Source organism: Mycobacterium sp. NTMscope_MAC_269, assembly GCF_976985695.1.
The window spans coordinates 3,664,790-3,680,600 of record NZ_OZ335668.1 but is presented as its reverse complement, the minus strand read 5'-3'; the positions used below and the strand labels follow the sequence as shown (position 1 = coordinate 3,680,600).

Below are 15,811 nucleotides of genomic sequence, written 5' to 3'. Positions count from 1 at the left end.
CTTAAGCTTCGGTAGCGCTTCAGTTATCGCCATACAGAGCCGAACGGCCACAACGATGCCGGGCGGCATCTCGAACATAATGGGCCAGTTGACCCAATATTATGGGCGACCGGGTGCAGTGTGTCCAGACGAGGAATGGGGTAGGGCAAAACGGTCAGGAGGACCGGCGCTTGCGCGACGGCCGCACAACCGCGAACGAACGCACATAGTCGACGGCGGCATTCACGGCGGCCCGCAGCGGCTCCGGATCGCCGGTGGCGTGCGTGACCAGGGCGCCGCCCTGATGCGCGGCGACCAGTGAAGCCGCCAGGTGGCGCGGGTCGGCGTCGGGCCGCAGGTCGCCACGATCGCGCATCGCCGCGAGACCGGTGCGGAACAGTTCGATCCATTGGTCGTATCCCGCGGCCAGGTCGTGGTGGATTTCGTCGTCGGCCTCGATGAGCTCACCGGCCAAGGACCCGTAGACGCAGCCTCCGACCCGGTACACCGCATCGATGTCGGATACGCACTCATCGGCCCACGCCTGCAGCGCGTCAAGGCTGTCGAGCGCGGCGAACTTCGGTTGAGTATGGAAGTCCCGCACATTGTTTCGGCGCACGTCGACGACGTGCCGGGTCAGGTCGCGCTTGTCGTCGAAGTAGTGCGAGATCTGGGATCCGCCCACTTCGGCGGCTCGCCGCACCTGGTCGATGCTGGTGTTGGCGACGCCACGCTCGAACATTAAGCGGGCAGCGGCGTCGATGATGCGCGCGCGCGTCGCCAAACCCTTGCGGGTGTACCGCGACGAGGGATGTTCAGTCACCGTGTTGCCTTCGATGCCGAAGGGTCAGTCGGCGATGCGCGCCGGGCGGCGGCGCCGCGACCGGCGCGGGGGCCGCGGAACCCGTTCGGCGGTGTCGGTGGCGAACACCCGCAGGTAGTTCACCGCGAAACGGATCGCATCGGCGTGCGGCCATTCCTCTTGATAGGTGAAGGTCAAAATTCCACCCCCTTGATGCGCGGTGACGATCACCAGCGCCAGCTGCCGCGGGTCGGCATCGGCAACCAGCAGCCCGCCGTCTTTCATGCGCTGGATTGCCTTCTCTAACAGGTCGATCCACTGGCGGTAGCCGGTCGCCAACGCGTCGCGTGTGGTGCCGTCGGACTTCGCGAGCTGGCCGGCGAGCGCATGATAAGTCGGGGTGCCGACGTATCCGATGCGTCGCAGGTAGCGCAGGTTCATATCGATCCAGCGTTCGAAGTCGTCGAACGTATTCAGGCCTCGAAGCGTAGGTTGCCGGTGAAAGTCCAAGACCACCGCGATTTGGCGTCGGATCACCGCTCGAATGAGCGCGCCCTTGTCGGCGAAATAGTGGGCGAGTTGCGAGCCGCTGACCGACGCGGCGCGCCGCACGTTCTCCATGTTGGACGCGGAGAGGCCTTCGGTGACGATCAACTGCGCCGCCGCATGCACGATTCGGTCGCGGGTGGCACGCCCCTTGGCGGTCAACCGTTGTTCCTCACGAACATCGGGATGGGCCATCGCGTCAGGCTAACCCGTGTATGCCGCCATTTATGGGATCTCCAGCCCAGACGACGGGATCGTCATGCTTGGGTGCCGCGCGGCCCGCGGCCGGTCATCACGCCGTGAGTTGCTTGGCGAGGAAGTTCCGGATCAGGGGAGTGACGTCATCGAGCGCGGACTCCAACAGAAAGTGTCCGCCGTCGAGCAGGTGGATCTCGGCGTCGGGCAGGTCGTCGGTGAACGCTTCGGCTCCGGCTGGTCCGAAAATTTCGTCGCCGCGACCCCAGACCGCCAGCAACGGCACCCGGCTGGCCCGGAAGTATTCGTGTAGGCGCGGATACAGGGGCGCGTTGGTGGCGTAGTCGCGAAACAGCTTGAGCTGCACGAGGTCGTTGCCCGGGCGGGAGAGCAACGCGTAGTCGTGATGCCACGACTCGGGATCGACGAGGGTCTCGTCGGCCACCCCGGTCACGTACTGCCACCGGGTGGCGTCCAGCGTGAGGAACTGGCGCACCGGGGCCTCGGTGTCCGCGGTGGGCTCGCGCTGGTAGGCCTGCACGACCTTCCAGAAGCTCTCGACGAACCCCGCGTCATACCCGTTGCCGTTCTGGGTGATGATCGCGGCGATCGTGGACGGTTCGCGCAGCGCCAGGCGCCAGCCGATCGGCGCGCCGTAATCCTGGACGTACATGGCGTACCGGTCGACGCCAAGGCTTCGCAGCAGGCCCGCCGTGAGGTCGGTCAGCCCGTCGAAGGTGTAGTCGAATTCCTCGACCGGCGGCGCGTCGGACAGTCCGAAGCCGAGATGGTCCGGCGCGACGACGTGATAGCGGTCCGCCAGGGCCGGTATCAGATCGCGAAACATGTACGAGCTGGTCGGAAACCCGTGCAGCAGCAGCACCGCGGGAGCGTCCGGGTCGCCGGCTTCCCGGTAGAAGAGTCGGTGGCCGTCGACCGTGGCGTATCGATGATGAACAGCCGGCATGACATTCCTCCTGAGCCAACGCGTTTCGCAGACGAGCGCCGCGACCGCCTCGGCAGACACTGACGAACCCGCTCGACGATTTTCTGGGTCGTTCGACCCATTATGCACCAGCGGGCCCCCGCGCAACAGCCCCGTGCGGCCGATGTGTTGCCGCGCGGATCGGCCTGCCATATTCTGGGCCAACCATCCCAGTTGGGTGACTGGTGCCATGGCGAGCTGGTTCGAGGTGACACGGTGGGCAGGCTTGTTTCGGTGAATGTGGGCATGTCCAAAAACGTCCGATGGCGAGACAAAACGGTCTACACCGGCATCTGGAAGACCCCGGTGCAGGGAGCAGTCATGGTGCGCCGACTCAACGTCGACGGCGACGGCCAGGGTGATCTCGCCGGCCATGGCGGGGAACAACGGGCAGTGATGGTGTACCAGAGCGAGTCCTATGACTACTGGGAGACGTACCTGGGCCGCACTGACCTGCGGCCCGGACACTTCGGCGAGAACTTCACCGTCACCGGACTTGCCGACAACGAGGTGTGCATCGGTGACCGCTATCGCATCGGCGACGCCGAATTCGAGGTCACGCAGCCGCGAGTCACGTGCTTTCGCGTCGGTCTGCGCCTCAACGAGCCCGACATGCCCAATCTGCTTGTCTCCCAGCGCCGTCCGGGGTTCTATTTCCGCGTTATCACCGAAGGCCGGGTGCGGGCTGGGGACGACATCGTGCGCACGCGCCGCGGTCCTCACCGGCTCAGTGTTGCCGAGGCCGACGCGTTGCTCTACCTGCCGGACCGCAACGTCGAACGGCTGCGCGAAGCCGTCGATGTCACGGCGCTGAGCCCGGGCTGGCGGCAGTCGTTTCGCGACATGCTGGCCGCGCACGATGCCGGAACCGCGCCGTCCCCTATCCCCGTCGAGCCCGGATGGAAGGGATTTCGAAACCTACGGGTCACCGAGATATGCCGGGAGAGCCCGCAAGTGCTCTCAATTCGGCTGCAGGCCGACGACGGCGAATCCCTGCCACCGGCGCTCCCGGGTCAGTACCTCACGGTGAAGGTTCCCGGCGCCGGCGAGCCGGCGCCGTTGCGCAGCTACTCCCTGTCGGGTGATCCGTCGGCCGGGTACTACCGCATCAGCGTCAAGCGGGAAGATCACGGATTGGTGAGCGCCTGGCTGCACGCCCACATCCAGCCGGGGATGGTGCTAGCCGCGGCCGCCCCGCGTGGCGACTTCTGCCTCACCGAGGACCCACGCCCCGTAGTGCTCGTGTCCGCCGGAATCGGGGCGACACCGGTGCTGGCGATGTTGCACGCGCTCGCGGCGGCTGGCAGCGGTCGAGACATCTGGTGGCTGCATACCGCTCGAAATCGCGAAAGTCAGGCCTTTGCCACCGAAGTCGCGACGCTCATCGAGTCGTTGCCCCACGCCCGGCAGCAGGTTTTCTACACCGAAACGCGGGGCCGCCTGAACCGAGATGCCATCGCGGCGCTGGAGATTCCCACCGATGGTGTCGTCTACCTCTGCGGGCCAACACAATTCATGTCCGATATCCGCGAATGTCTGGTCGGCGTCGGGTTCGACCCCGCCGCGATCCACAGCGAACTGTTCGGTGCGCTGCCCGCGATCAACCCCGGCATCGTCGAAACGGGGACGCGCACGCCACCCCATCCGCCCGCCGGGTCGCCGGGCACGGGGCCGTCGATCACGTTCGCGCGCAGCGGGTTAACGGTCAACTGGGCGCCCGGCTACCGCAGCATCCTCGAACTTGCCGAGGCCTGCGATGTGCCGACCCGCTTCTCCTGCCGCAGTGGCGTCTGCCATGTGTGCGTCACCGGAGTCGTCGCCGGGACGACCGCCTACATTCAGCAGCCGCTCGAGCCACCGGCCGGCGAGTCGGTGCTGATCTGCTCGGCGGCCCCCGAAACCGATGTGGTGCTGGATCTTTAGCCGAATCCCGGCGGCCCTTGTTCTTACGGGCTCAGCGGGACGGACGCCTCCGCGGTGTAGCACAGGAACGTCAGCGTCTCCTGGAGATACAGCTGCACGGTGTCCGCGTCATGGCTGGTGTACCCGATCGTCACGTCGGTCCCGAGCTGCAGATCGAAATCGCCGCCGCGGGTGGTCAGCACGAATGCACCGTCGATGGCGGGGGCCCAGATGATGTCTCCGGGAACCAGCCGGTCGATGTGTTCGAGGATCGGATATCCGTGTTGGGTCGTCTCGCTGACCTTCGTATAGACGTCGGCGGACAACAGCACCGAGTAGGGGCCGTCGACACCGGCCAGGCGCAGTTCGGAGATCGCCTGGGTGATGACGTCGGGAATCTCGCTGGGGTCCGCCGGCAACGTCAGCGTTTTGTTGGAGCTGGCGGACCGGATGCCCTCGATCGACGCGGCGGCGTAACCCTCGAAGATGGCGCGGTCTTCGACGAACGCGAGCTTCTTCGCCGCCGCCTTGACCGGATCCCAGTCGGAGTCGTTGGCGCCGCGCTCGACGTTGTCGATCTCGTAGCGCGACAGGGTGAATGGAACACGAAGCCGCACAAGGGGTTTACTTTCCCGCAGATGCGCCTCCACGCCCTCGGTAGGCGAGGACACGTTGGCCAGCCGTCCGGTGCTGACCGCGGCGGCCTCAGCACCCCCGGGCTCGCTGACGTCGACCACCCGACGGCCGGCGATGTGGCGCTTGAAGGTGCGGGTCGCCTCCAATTCGATTTCTTCCCAGGCGGCTTCGGTGACCGGTGCCAGGTCGCGGTAGAGGTTGTTCATGAAGTGGTTCCTTTCAGGCTGCCGATCGAAAGTGAGCCGTCCGGTGCAACAGACGTTTCCGCCGCCGGCGTTGCGGGCAGGGGCGGTGGATCATCGAGAAAGTCGACGGTGGGGGAGAAGAACAATCCACCGGTCGTGGCGGTGGAGAAGTCGAGGATGCGGTCGGTGTTGCCGGGCGGGTCTCCGAGGAACATGTTGCGCAGCATCTGTTCGGTGACTCGGGGTGTGCGCGAATAGCCGATGAAATACGTGCCGTACTCGCCCTTGCCGAGCTCGCCGAACGGCATGTTGTGCCGCACGATTTTCAGTTCGGTGCCGTCGTCGTCGGTGATGACGTTGAGGGCGATGTGGGAGTCATCCGGCTTGACGTCGTCGTCGAGTTCGATGTCCTCGAGCTTGGTCCGGCCGATGACCCGCTCCTGCTCGGTGACGGATATCGAGTTCCACGAGGACATGTCGTGGACGTATTTCTGGACGTGCACGTAGCAGGAGCCGGCGAAGTCGGGATCCTCGTCGCCGATCGCGGTGGCGCTGACGGCAAGTGGGCCGTCCGGGTTCTCGGTGCCGTCGACGAAGCCGAGCAAGTCGCGGTTGTCGAAGTACCGGAACCCGTGCACCTCGTCGACCACGGTGACCGCGCCGGCCATCGATTTCAGGATCCTGTCGGCCAGTTCGAAACAGACGTCCAAACTTTCGGCGCGGACGTGGAACAACAGGTCCCCGGGCGTGGCAGGAGCGTGGTGACGCGGACCGTGCAGCTCGACGAACCGGTGCAGTTCGGCCGGGCGCGGCCCGGAAAACAAGCGGTCCCAGGCGTCCGAGCCGATCGAGGCGATCGCCGACAACCGTTTCTGCGGCTCGCGGAAACCGATCGCGCGCACCAGCCCGGAGACGTCCTGCAGCGCGTCGTGCACGGTCGCCTCTCCACCGTCGTCGATGGTCACCACGAGGAAGATCGCCGCGGGCGTCAGCGGCGCGAGGACGGGTTGCGGCTGGACGGGGGGCACTCTGGTGACCCTAGCGTGGCGACGGTGAGCGCCGGAAGCGGCGCGAGCAAGGAGCTGCGCAATCGACCCAGCGTGAAGGCTGCGGCCGCGGACAGCCATGATGTTCAACATGTCCGGCGGGCCTCGAAACCACGCGAAGACCTCAGCGGTCGCGCAAGGACTCTGCGAGTTCATCGACGCGTCCCCGTCGCCGTTTCACGTCTGCGCCACGGTGGCCGCGCGGCTGCTGGCCGCCGGGTACACCGAACTGAGCGAGGGCGAATCGTGGCCGTCGAAGCGCGGCCGGTACTTCACGGTGCGGGCGGGCTCGCTGGTCGCGTGGAATTCGGCGGGGGCCGACGGGCCGTTCCGGATCGTCGGAGCACACACCGACAGCCCCAACCTCAGGGTCAAGCAGCACCCCGACCGGGTGGCGGCCGGCTGGCGGGTGGTGGCGCTGGAGCCCTATGGGGGCGTGTGGCTCAACTCGTGGCTGGACCGCGATCTGGGGATCAGCGGGCGCCTGTCGTTGCGGGCGAGGGATCACAGCACCGGGATCGCGCAGCGCCTGATCCGGATCGACGAGCCGATCCTTCGGGTGCCGCAGCTGGCCATCCACCTGGCCGAGGACCGCAAGTCGCTGACACTGGACCCGCAGCGACACGTCAACGCGGTGTGGGGTGTCGGCGAGACGGCGCGGTCCTTCGTCGATTACGTCGCCGAGCGCGTCGACGTGGCACCCACCGACGTGCTGGCTGCCGATCTGATGACGCACGACCTGACTCCCTCGACGCTGATCGGCGCTGACGCCGATGTGCTGAGCGCGCCGCGGCTGGACAACCAGGCCAGCTGCTACGCGGGCCTGGAAGCGCTGTTGGCGGTGGACCAAAGCGGGGGCTACCTGCCGGTGTTGGTGCTTTTCGATCACGAAGAGGTCGGCTCCTCCTCGGACCACGGCGCGCAATCGGACTTGCTGGGCACCATCCTGGAGCGAATTGTGCTGGCCGCGGGCGGCACCCGCGAGGACTACCTGCGCCTGTTGCCGGAGTCGTTGCTGGCCTCCGCGGACATGGCGCACGCCACCCACCCCAATTACCCGGAACGCCACGAGCCCGGACATCCGATCGCGGTCAACGCGGGGCCGGTGCTCAAGGTGCATCCGAATCTGCGCTACGCCACGGACGGGCGCACCGCCGCGGCCTTCGTGCTGGCCTGTCAGCAGGCCGGGGTGGCGTTGCAGCGCTACGAGCACAGGGCCGACCTGCCGTGCGGCTCGACGATCGGACCGTTGACCTCCGCGCGCACCGGCATCCCCACCGTCGACGTCGGCGCCGCGCAGCTGGCCATGCACTCCGCACGCGAGCTGATGGGCGCCCACGATGTGGCCGCCTACTCGGCCGCGATGCATGCGTTCTTGTCGCCCGCCTGACGGCTAGTCCGCCTTGGTCTTGGCCACGCCGTGCAGGATCGCGTCAAGCAGGCCGTCAAAATTCCGAGAACCTTCGACGGCGAAATCGCCTGTGCCCCCATGGGTTAGCGCGCGAAACAGCATGGTGCCGATCAGCGCCTGGGCGATCGCGTCGAGGTCGGCGGCGGCACTCAGCTCCTCGTCACTGACGGCCCGGCGAAGTCGGGTCATCAAACCGGCCAGCTGAGGCGCGCTGAGCTGCTGGTAGAGATCGTCGCCGTCGGCCGGGCGGGCGGCCGCCGCAGCGATCAGCGCCCGCACCAACGCGGCGTTCGGCGGCTCCGCCAGAAAATCGGCATGCTCGCGCAGCCACGCCCCTAGGTCGGCGCGCAGATCTCCCGTCTCGGCGACGGGAAACGATCCGGAGCCGCCGTAGGCCTCCAAAACGGCCTCGGCGACCAGCGGCGCCTTCGACGGCCAGCGCCGGTAGAGGGTCTTCTTGCCCACGCCGGCACGCGCCGCGACGCTTTCCATCGACAACTCGGCGTAGCCGCCGGTGGTCAGGAGTTCGCGCGTGGCATCGAGGATCGCGTGATGCAGCCGGGTGTCACGGGGCCGGCCGGCCCGCGCGTCTGACACTCGGCGGGCCTAGGTGCGCCCGGCCGCGCCGGCGGACCGAGGCGGTACTGGCGTGCGGGCGTGCGCTCGGGTTACCTTCACGGGGACAAGTCTAGGAAACGATACGTGTCGTTTCCATGCCTGCGGTCCGTCATGAAGGAGTCCACCCATGAATGCCCCCGCGTTGTCGGTCCCCGCGACCTGGGATGACATCACCCCGCAGTGGATGTCTGCGGCGCTGGCCGCCGATCATCCCGGCGTCGAGGTGGACACCGTCACCGTCGAGGTTCGCGACGACGGCACCAACCGGCGCGCCCGCCTGGGAGTGACCTACCGCAACGGCAGCGGGCCTGCGTCGGTGTTCGTCAAGGCCGCCGACCCCGACCACAAAGAACTGATCCGCATGACCAGCGGCATGTTCCACGAACCGCGGCTGTTCACCTGCGGGGTCGACCTGCCCCTCGAGCACCCGCACGTCTACACCGCGTTGATCGACGAGGCCTCCTACGACTTCGTGATGGTCATGGAAGACCTCACCGCGCGCGGCGCCGATCCGCGCGACGCCACCAGGCCGATGACCGTCGAGCAGGTCGCCACCGGCGTGCGCGGACTGGCCCGGATGCACGGGCGGTACTGGGGTGAACGGGCGCTGACCGAGCCGGCGCTGGATTGGCTCGAGCCGTTTCTGCCCTGGGACGGCATGGAAATGGCGCCGCTGCCGGCCGCGCTGGAGCGCCTCGGCGCGGACGCACCCGAGCAGGTGACCTCGCTGACCGTCGACACGCTGATCGAATCGATCTGGAAGCCCTACATCACAACGCTGACCGCGTCGCCGCAGACCTTGCTGCACGGTGACCCGCACATCGGCAACACCTACCTGCTGCCCAGCGACGAGGTGGGGTTCCTCGACTGGCAGGTGGCCCGCCGCGGCAACTGGTCACTCGACCTGGGCTACTTCCTGCAGGGTGCCTTGACCGTCGAGGACCGCCGTCGCAGCGAGCGCGATCTGCTCGAGGAGTACCGCGGCGCCCTCGGCTTGCCGAAGGCGGAGATGCCGAGCCCCGCCGAGGTCTGGTTGCGGTACCGGGCCTCGGTCGCGCATGGCCTGACCCTGTGGCTGTGCACCGCCAGCGCCGGGGAACTGTGGCAGCGCCCCGACATCGCGCTGGCGCTGGCCCAGCGGTATTCGTTCGCCTATGCCGACCTCGATACCGCCGCCGCGCTGGCCGAGATCGCCGGCTGACGCAGTGCGGCGGTCGGCATCCGACACCCCGGGCGCGGCCACCCTAGACTGTGTCCCGTGACTGTCTCTCCGACGAGTGCGCGCACGCACGCGATCGACACCGTCGAGCACGCCGCCACCACACCCGATGAGCCCCAGCCGTTCGGTGAGCTGGGCCTCAAAGACGACGAATACCAGCGCATCCGCGAGATCCTGGGCCGCCGCCCCACCGACACCGAGCTGGCGATGTACTCGGTGATGTGGAGCGAGCACTGCTCCTACAAGTCGTCCAAGGTGCACCTGCGCTACTTCGGCGAGACCACCACCGACGAGATGCGCGCCGGCATGCTGGCCGGCATCGGGGAGAACGCGGGCGTCGTCGACATCGGCGACGGCTGGGCGGTCACCTTCAAGGTGGAATCGCACAATCACCCGTCCTACGTCGAGCCCTACCAGGGCGCGGCCACCGGAGTCGGCGGCATCGTCCGCGACATCATGGCGATGGGCGCGAGGCCGGTCGCGGTGATGGACCAGCTCCGATTCGGCGCGGCCGACGCGCCGGACACCCGCCGCGTGGTCGACGGCGTGGTCCGCGGCATCGGGGGCTACGGCAACTCCCTTGGCCTGCCCAACATCGGCGGCGAGACCGTCTTCGACGCCTGCTACGCCGGCAACCCGTTGGTGAACGCCATGTGCGTCGGTGTGTTGCGGCAGGAGGACCTGCACCTGGCCTTCGCCTCGGGCGCCGGCAACAAGATCATCCTGTTCGGGGCTCGTACCGGGCTGGACGGCATCGGCGGGGTGTCGGTGCTGGCGTCAGACACCTTTGACGCCGAGAACTCGCGCAAGAAGCTGCCGTCGGTTCAGGTGGGCGACCCGTTCATGGAGAAGGTGCTCATCGAGTGCTGTCTCGAGCTGTACGCCGGACACCTGGTGGTCGGCATACAGGACTTGGGCGGAGCCGGATTATCCTGCGCCACATCGGAATTGGCGTCGGCTGGCGACGGCGGGATGGCGATCCAGCTCGAGACGGTGCCGCTGCGCGCCACCGGAATGACCCCCGCGGAGATCCTCTGCAGCGAATCCCAGGAGCGGATGTGTGCGGTGGTCACCCCGGAAAACGTTGACGCCTTCCTGGCGGTGTGTCGCAAGTGGGACGTGCTGGCCACCGTCATCGGCGAGGTCACTGACGGCGACCGGCTGCGGATCACCTGGAACGGCCAGACCGTCGTCGACGTGCCGCCGCGCACCGTCGCCCACGAGGGCCCGGTCTACCAGCGGCCGGTCGCCCGCCCCGACACGCAGGACGCGCTGAACGCGGACGCCTCTTCTCGGCTGCCGCGTCCCGCCACCGGCGCCGAGCTGCGCGCGACTCTGCTTGCCCTGCTGGGTAGCCCGCATCTGTGCAGTCGCGCGTTCATCACCGAGCAGTACGACCGGTACGTGCGGGGCAACACCGTGCTGGCCGAGCACGCCGATGGTGGCGTGCTGCGCGTCGACGAGGTCACCGGCCGCGGCATCGCGCTGTCGACCGACGCGTCGGGCCGCTACACCAAACTGGATCCCTACGCCGGTGCCCAACTCGCGCTCGCCGAGGCCTACCGCAACGTCGCCGTCACCGGCGCCACCCCGGTCGCGGTGACCAACTGTCTGAACTTCGGCTCCCCCGAAGATCCCGGCGTGATGTGGCAGTTCTCCCAGGCGGTGCGGGGCCTGGCCGAAGGCTGTGCGGCCCTGGGGATTCCGGTGACCGGCGGCAACGTCAGTTTCTACAACCAGACCGGGTCGACGGCGATCCTGCCCACCCCGGTGGTTGGGGTGCTCGGCGTCATCGATGACGTCGGCCGTCGCATCCCCACTGGGCTGGGTACCGAGCCGGGCGAAACCCTGATGCTGCTGGGCGATACGCACGACGAGTTCGACGGATCGGTGTGGGCGCAGGTGACCGCCGATCATCTGGGCGGGCTACCGCCCAAGGTCGACCTGGATCGCGAGAAGTTGCTGGCCGACGTCTTGCGCTCGGCGTCGCGTGACGGCCTGGTATCCGCGGCGCACGACCTGTCCGAAGGCGGCCTGGCCCAAGCCGTCGTCGAGGCCGCCCTGGCCGGTGAAACCGGTTGCCGCATCGTGCTTCCCGAGGGCGCCGATCCGTTCGTGACGTTGTTCTCCGAGTCGGCCGGCCGCGTGCTGGTGGCCGTGCCTCGCACCGAGGAGAGCCGGTTGCGTTCGATGTGCGAGGCGCGGGGACTGCCCGCGGCGCGCATCGGCGTCGTCGACCAGGCCTCCGATGAGGTCGAGGTCCAGGGACTGTTCACGGTTTCCCTGGCCGAACTGCGCGAGACCTCCGAGGCGGTGCTGCCGCGGCTCTTCGGATGAGTGTCCGCAGCGAATCCTGATGCCCGCCAGGCGTTCCCGTCCGGCCAGGGCAGTGACTTTGGCCGCCGCCCTGGTCGGCTGGAGCTTCGTCGGCCCGCGGCTACCCGCCGCGTGGCGGGTGGCGCTGCAGGCCGGCGTGGGCGGCGCGCTGGTCGTGGCGACGCGGGCCCCCCTGGGCCTGGGCCCACCCCGGTTGTGGGCAGGACTGCGGCTGGGGTCGGCGGCTGCGTTCTCGGCGGCGAGCGCAGTGGCCGCGACCACCCTGCTGCCGCCGGTGCGCCAATCGATGGCCGTCCGAGAACCGCCCACGGCCGCGCCCGACTGGCTGCTGGTGCGCATACCCGTGGGCACGGTGTGGTCCGAGGAGTCCGCCTTCCGCGCGGCGCTGGCCACCGTAGGATCCGCCGCGTTCGGCAGGCGCGGCGGAAGGTTGCTGCAAGCCAGCGCCTTTGGCCTCTCCCACGTCCCCGATGCGCGTGCGACCGGGCAACCCGTGGTAGCCACGGTGCTGGTTACCGGACTCGGCGGCTGGCTGTTCGGTTGGCTGGCAGACCGTTCCGGGAGCCTCGCCGCGCCCATGCTGGTGCACCTGGCCATCAACGAGGCCGGGGCCATCGCCGTGTTGGCCGCGAGGTCACGGATTGATCGTGTAGTCGCCCAGTTGGCGGCCCCAGACGAAATCGACGGCCAGGGGTGAGCCGAGTTCGAAGTGGTTGTAGGGGGCCATGCTCGCGCCGTCGTCCATCACCAAAAAGGGGGCGGGCCACAGCTCGCGAGTGATCTTCTGCCAGCAGCCGGGCCGCCCGCCGGGCCCGCCCCTGGCGTTGGTGCGCGGCAGGTTTTCCGGCCAGATGTACGGATTCGGCGCACCGGTGATGGCGCCCGAGGCATGGGCGCCCAGCGAGTACCCGTTATCACCCAGCGCGTTGTGAACCCTGGGCGCGACCTCGTCGAAATTGTGGATGGTGCAATAGATTTCCGGGCTGTACTCGTCGAGCAGTTGGCCGCTGGGAACCAGATCGGCGGCACCGCGCGCGAAATACGGTCCGGCCCGGCCGAGCACGTCCGCGCCGGCGTTGCCCAATCCCGCGGCCGCCAGCAGCGCCGTATCCAGATCGCGTTGCTGGCGGTTGAGGGTGCGCGCGGCGGTCACCGCATGGTCCAGTGCGTCCCACAGCTCGGGGGAGGCGTGCGCGTAGGTATCGCCCAGGGCCGCCAGGCGCTGAATGTCGGTGCGCAGCTCCGGCATCCGGGGGTTCACGTCGTCGAGGACGGCATCGGTATTGATCAGCGAGGTGCCGAACCTTTCGCCCAGTCCGGTCAACGCCTGCGCGGCCGCACTGAGCGTCAGGTTCACTTTCACCGGATCGACCTTCTCGGCGATCGCGGTGACCGCTTCGAACAAGGTGTTGAACTCGGTCGTCACCGACATCGCGTCGATCACGATAGCCGGGGTGATCGATTGCGCTGCAGGGTGATTCGGTGCGCTGAGCGCAACGTACTTGTTACCGAATACCGTGGTCGCCTTGATGTCGGCGGCGACGTTGGCCGGTATCCGCTGGATGTACCTCGGGGTGATATCCAGCACCACTTTCGCGGCCGGCTCGCCGCGATGGGTGATCTCCGAAATGCTCGACACCCGGCCGATCTGGACCCCGTTGTAGGTGACCTTGGAGCCGGGGTCCATCACCAACCCCGCCCGAGGGGCCACCAACGTCAACTGAGTAGTCGATGTGAGGTCGCCTCGGAACTGCCAATAAAGGAGCAACGCGATCAGCCCCGTGACCACAATCGTCACCAGGCCGACGGTCTTATACGGCGGCCGCGCCCGTAAGCGACGGGGCTCCATGGTTTTGAGACCCTAGGGTATGGCGCCGCGCGACAAGGCCGATCCGGGCAAGACTCGGCAGGCCGTGTTGGCCGTCGCGCAATGGCTGGATGACGAATCCACGCCGGCACCCAGCCGCGACGAATTGGCGGCTGCCGTGCGGCTCACCGCCCGCACCCTGGCCGCGGTGGCGCCGGGACGAAGCGTCGAGCTGCGGGTCCCGCCGTTCGTCGCGGTGCAATGCGTCGTCGGACCCACGCACACCCGTGGCACGCCACCCAACGTGGTAGAGACCGATCCGCGGACCTGGCTGTTGCTGGCCACCGGCAAGCTGTCGTTCGCCGAAGCGAAGGGCACCGGTGCGCTGCATCTTTCCGGCTCCCGAGCCGGTGAGATTGACCACTGCCTGCCCCTGTTCGATGTGGGCTGAATGCAACCCTGAACTGCAGGTTTAGGGTGTGACGCGGGCAATTCGTCGCTCAACACGCCTGGCGGATTCGGCGGCGCGGCCCTCGTGCCCGTAGACTCCCTAGCGTCACCAACCGTTCCCCGGGGAGCTGCCGCATCGTGACCGTCCAACAGCCCGAAGAGGACTTCAACGCACCCCGCGAAGAATGTGGCGTATTCGGGGTCTGGGCCCCGGGCGAGGACGTCGCCAAACTCACCTATTACGGCTTGTACGCGCTGCAGCATCGCGGGCAGGAAGCCGCGGGCATCGCCGTCGCCGACGGCTCCCAGGTACTGGTCTTCAAGGACTTGGGTTTGGTCAGCCAGGTGTTCGACGAGCAGACGCTGGGGGCCATGCCGGGCCACGTCGCCATCGGGCACTGCCGGTACTCGACCACGGGCGACACGACGTGGGAGAACGCGCAGCCGGTGTTCCGCAACACCGCGGCCGGCACCGGGGTTGCATTGGGGCACAACGGGAATCTGGTCAACACCGCCGAGCTCGCCGCCCGCGCCCGCGACGAAGGGCTGATCGCCAAGCGCGCTCCGGCGCCGGCGACGACGGACTCGGACATCTTGGGTGCGCTGCTGGCGCACGGCGCCGCGGATTCCACGTTGGAGCAGGCGGCGCTCGATCTGCTGCCGACGGTGCGCGGCGCGTTCTGTTTGACCTTTATGGACGAGAACACGCTGTATGCGTGCCGCGATCCGCATGGCGTGCGGCCGCTTTCGCTCGGGCGGTTGGACCGCGGCTGGGTGGTGGCCTCCGAAACCGCCGCGCTCGACATCGTCGGCGCCTCGTTCGTGCGTGACATCGAGCCGGGAGAATTGCTGGCGATTGACGCCGACGGCGTGCGATCGACGCGTTTCGCCAACCCCACCCCCAAGGGCTGCGTCTTCGAGTACGTGTACCTGGCCCGGCCCGACAGCACGATCGCCGGCCGGTCCGTGCACGCGACGCGGGTGGAAATCGGCCGCCGGTTGGCCCGTGAGCGCCCCGTGGAAGCCGACCTGGTGATCGGCGTGCCCGAGTCGGGCACCCCCGCCGCCGTCGGCTACGCGCAGGAGTCGGGCATCCCCTACGGCCAGGGGCTGATGAAGAACGCCTACGTCGGGCGCACCTTCATCCAGCCGTCCCAGACCATCCGCCAACTCGGTATCCGGCTGAAGCTCAACCCGCTTCGCGAGGTGATCCGCGGCAAGCGCCTCATCGTTGTCGACGACTCGATCGTGCGCGGTAACACCCAGCGCGCGCTGTTGCGGATGCTGCGCGAGGCCGGAGCCGTCGAGGTGCACGTGCGCATCGCGTCGCCCCCGGTCAAGTGGCCCTGCTTCTACGGCATCGACTTTCCGTCGCCGGCCGAATTGATCGCGAACGCGGTCGAAGACAAAAAGGAGATGCTCGAGGCGGTGCGGCACGCGATCGGTGCCGACTCGCTGGGTTACATCTCGTTGCGCGGCCTGGTCGCGGCCTCCGAGCAGCCTGCCTCGCGGCTGTGCACCGCCTGCTTTGACGGCCAGTATCCGATCGAGCTGCCCGGGGAGACCGCGCTGGGCAAGAACGTCATCGAGCACATGCTCGCCAACGCCGCCCGCGGTGCCGGGCTCGACGATCTCGCGGCCGACGAAGTACCGGTTGTGCACTGACTCGGTTGCGCTCCTTCGCCGACGTTTG

14 protein-coding genes are annotated in these 15,811 nt (G+C 67.9%); 7 read left to right on the top strand and 7 right to left on the bottom strand.

Annotated elements, in window-relative coordinates:
- Positions 1-154 precede the first annotated feature (154 nt).
- The 3 genes from ACZ50Z_RS17220 to ACZ50Z_RS17210 all read right to left on the bottom strand — a co-directional run bounded on the left by ACZ50Z_RS17220 (position 155) and on the right by ACZ50Z_RS17210 (position 2,489).
- Positions 155-802, bottom strand: coding sequence for a TetR/AcrR family transcriptional regulator (locus tag ACZ50Z_RS17220; protein WP_464484620.1), 648 nt, complete (start codon positions 800-802; stop codon positions 155-157).
- 24 nt (positions 803-826) lie between these two features.
- Complete coding sequence (locus ACZ50Z_RS17215; protein WP_464484619.1) at positions 827-1,522, bottom strand: TetR/AcrR family transcriptional regulator; 696 nt, start codon at positions 1,520-1,522, stop codon at positions 827-829.
- A 97-nt stretch (positions 1,523-1,619) separates the two neighbouring features.
- Entirely contained in the window at positions 1,620-2,489 is an 870-nt protein-coding gene (locus ACZ50Z_RS17210; protein ID WP_464484618.1) for an alpha/beta fold hydrolase, read from the bottom strand.
- A 234-nt stretch (positions 2,490-2,723) separates the two neighbouring features.
- On the opposite strand from ACZ50Z_RS17210, the gene ACZ50Z_RS17205 reads away from it, so the two are divergent.
- Entirely contained in the window at positions 2,724-4,430 is a 1,707-nt protein-coding gene (locus ACZ50Z_RS17205; protein ID WP_464484617.1) for an MOSC domain-containing protein, read from the top strand.
- 23 nt (positions 4,431-4,453) lie between these two features.
- Here the strand turns inward: ACZ50Z_RS17205 and ACZ50Z_RS17200 are convergent, their stop codons facing one another.
- Positions 4,454-5,251, bottom strand: a complete 798-nt coding sequence (locus ACZ50Z_RS17200) for a family 1 encapsulin nanocompartment shell protein (RefSeq protein WP_464484616.1) — start codon at positions 5,249-5,251, stop codon at positions 4,454-4,456.
- Complete coding sequence (locus ACZ50Z_RS17195; protein ID WP_464484615.1) at positions 5,248-6,258, bottom strand: Dyp-type peroxidase; 1,011 nt, start codon at positions 6,256-6,258, stop codon at positions 5,248-5,250. Before ACZ50Z_RS17195 ends, ACZ50Z_RS17200 begins: the two co-directional genes overlap by 4 nt.
- A gap of 100 nt (positions 6,259-6,358) precedes the next feature.
- On the opposite strand from ACZ50Z_RS17195, the gene ACZ50Z_RS17190 reads away from it, so the two are divergent.
- On the top strand, positions 6,359-7,666 hold the full coding sequence (locus tag ACZ50Z_RS17190; protein ID WP_464486287.1) for a M18 family aminopeptidase: 1,308 nt from the start codon (positions 6,359-6,361) through the stop codon (positions 7,664-7,666).
- A 3-nt stretch (positions 7,667-7,669) separates the two neighbouring features.
- Here ACZ50Z_RS17190 and ACZ50Z_RS17185 read toward each other — a convergent pair whose 3' ends face one another.
- Positions 7,670-8,284, bottom strand: a complete 615-nt coding sequence (locus ACZ50Z_RS17185; protein ID WP_464484614.1) for a TetR/AcrR family transcriptional regulator — start codon at positions 8,282-8,284, stop codon at positions 7,670-7,672.
- Positions 8,285-8,432: 148 nt separating this feature from the next.
- Between ACZ50Z_RS17185 and ACZ50Z_RS17180 the strand changes: the two genes are divergently transcribed.
- From ACZ50Z_RS17180 to ACZ50Z_RS17170, 3 genes are read left to right on the top strand one after another with little or no spacing between them, the layout of a single operon-like run.
- Positions 8,433-9,506: a phosphotransferase gene (locus ACZ50Z_RS17180; protein WP_464484613.1), complete on the top strand. Its 1,074-nt coding sequence runs from the start codon at positions 8,433-8,435 to the stop codon at positions 9,504-9,506.
- Between the two features lie 57 nt (positions 9,507-9,563).
- Positions 9,564-11,861, top strand: a complete 2,298-nt coding sequence (purL, locus tag ACZ50Z_RS17175; protein WP_464484612.1) for a phosphoribosylformylglycinamidine synthase subunit PurL — start codon at positions 9,564-9,566, stop codon at positions 11,859-11,861.
- A gap of 19 nt (positions 11,862-11,880) precedes the next feature.
- Positions 11,881-12,558 carry an Rv0804 family intramembrane glutamic endopeptidase gene (locus ACZ50Z_RS17170; protein WP_464484611.1) on the top strand — a complete coding sequence of 226 codons (678 nt, stop codon included), beginning with the start codon at positions 11,881-11,883 and terminating at the stop codon, positions 12,556-12,558.
- Here ACZ50Z_RS17170 and ACZ50Z_RS17165 read toward each other — a convergent pair.
- Positions 12,496-13,710 carry an MCE family protein gene (locus tag ACZ50Z_RS17165; protein WP_464484610.1) on the bottom strand — a complete coding sequence of 405 codons (1,215 nt, stop codon included), beginning with the start codon at positions 13,708-13,710 and terminating at the stop codon, positions 12,496-12,498. The genes ACZ50Z_RS17170 and ACZ50Z_RS17165 overlap by 63 nt on opposite strands.
- Positions 13,711-13,729: 19 nt before the next feature.
- Here ACZ50Z_RS17165 and ACZ50Z_RS17160 point away from each other — a divergent pair, with 19 nt between their 5' ends.
- Both ACZ50Z_RS17160 and purF read left to right on the top strand, forming a co-directional pair.
- A complete protein-coding gene (locus ACZ50Z_RS17160) occupies positions 13,730-14,119 on the top strand; it encodes a sterol carrier family protein (protein WP_464484609.1) in 390 nt (129 codons plus the stop codon).
- A 137-nt stretch (positions 14,120-14,256) separates the two neighbouring features.
- Positions 14,257-15,783, top strand: coding sequence for an amidophosphoribosyltransferase (gene purF / locus ACZ50Z_RS17155; RefSeq protein ID WP_464484608.1), 1,527 nt, complete (start codon positions 14,257-14,259; stop codon positions 15,781-15,783).
- The last annotated feature ends 28 nt before the right edge of the window (positions 15,784-15,811 follow it).

Bases quoted from the DNA above. Each gene is read 5' to 3' on its own strand.
- ACZ50Z_RS17215 (WP_464484619.1), bottom strand. From the start codon at position 1,522: ATGGCCCATCCCGATGTTCGTGAGGAACAACGGTTGACCGCCAAGGGG.
- ACZ50Z_RS17160 (WP_464484609.1), top strand. From the start codon at position 13,730: ATGGCGCCGCGCGACAAGGCCGATCCGGGCAAGACTCGGCAGGCCGTG.
- ACZ50Z_RS17170 (WP_464484611.1), top strand. From the start codon at position 11,881: ATGCCCGCCAGGCGTTCCCGTCCGGCCAGGGCAGTGACTTTGGCCGCC.
- ACZ50Z_RS17200 (WP_464484616.1), bottom strand. From the start codon at position 5,251: ATGAACAACCTCTACCGCGACCTGGCACCGGTCACCGAAGCCGCCTGG.
- ACZ50Z_RS17165 (WP_464484610.1), bottom strand. From the start codon at position 13,710: ATGGAGCCCCGTCGCTTACGGGCGCGGCCGCCGTATAAGACCGTCGGC.
- ACZ50Z_RS17190 (WP_464486287.1), top strand. From the start codon at position 6,359: ATGTTCAACATGTCCGGCGGGCCTCGAAACCACGCGAAGACCTCAGCG.
- ACZ50Z_RS17180 (WP_464484613.1), top strand. From the start codon at position 8,433: ATGAATGCCCCCGCGTTGTCGGTCCCCGCGACCTGGGATGACATCACC.
- ACZ50Z_RS17210 (WP_464484618.1), bottom strand. From the start codon at position 2,489: ATGCCGGCTGTTCATCATCGATACGCCACGGTCGACGGCCACCGACTC.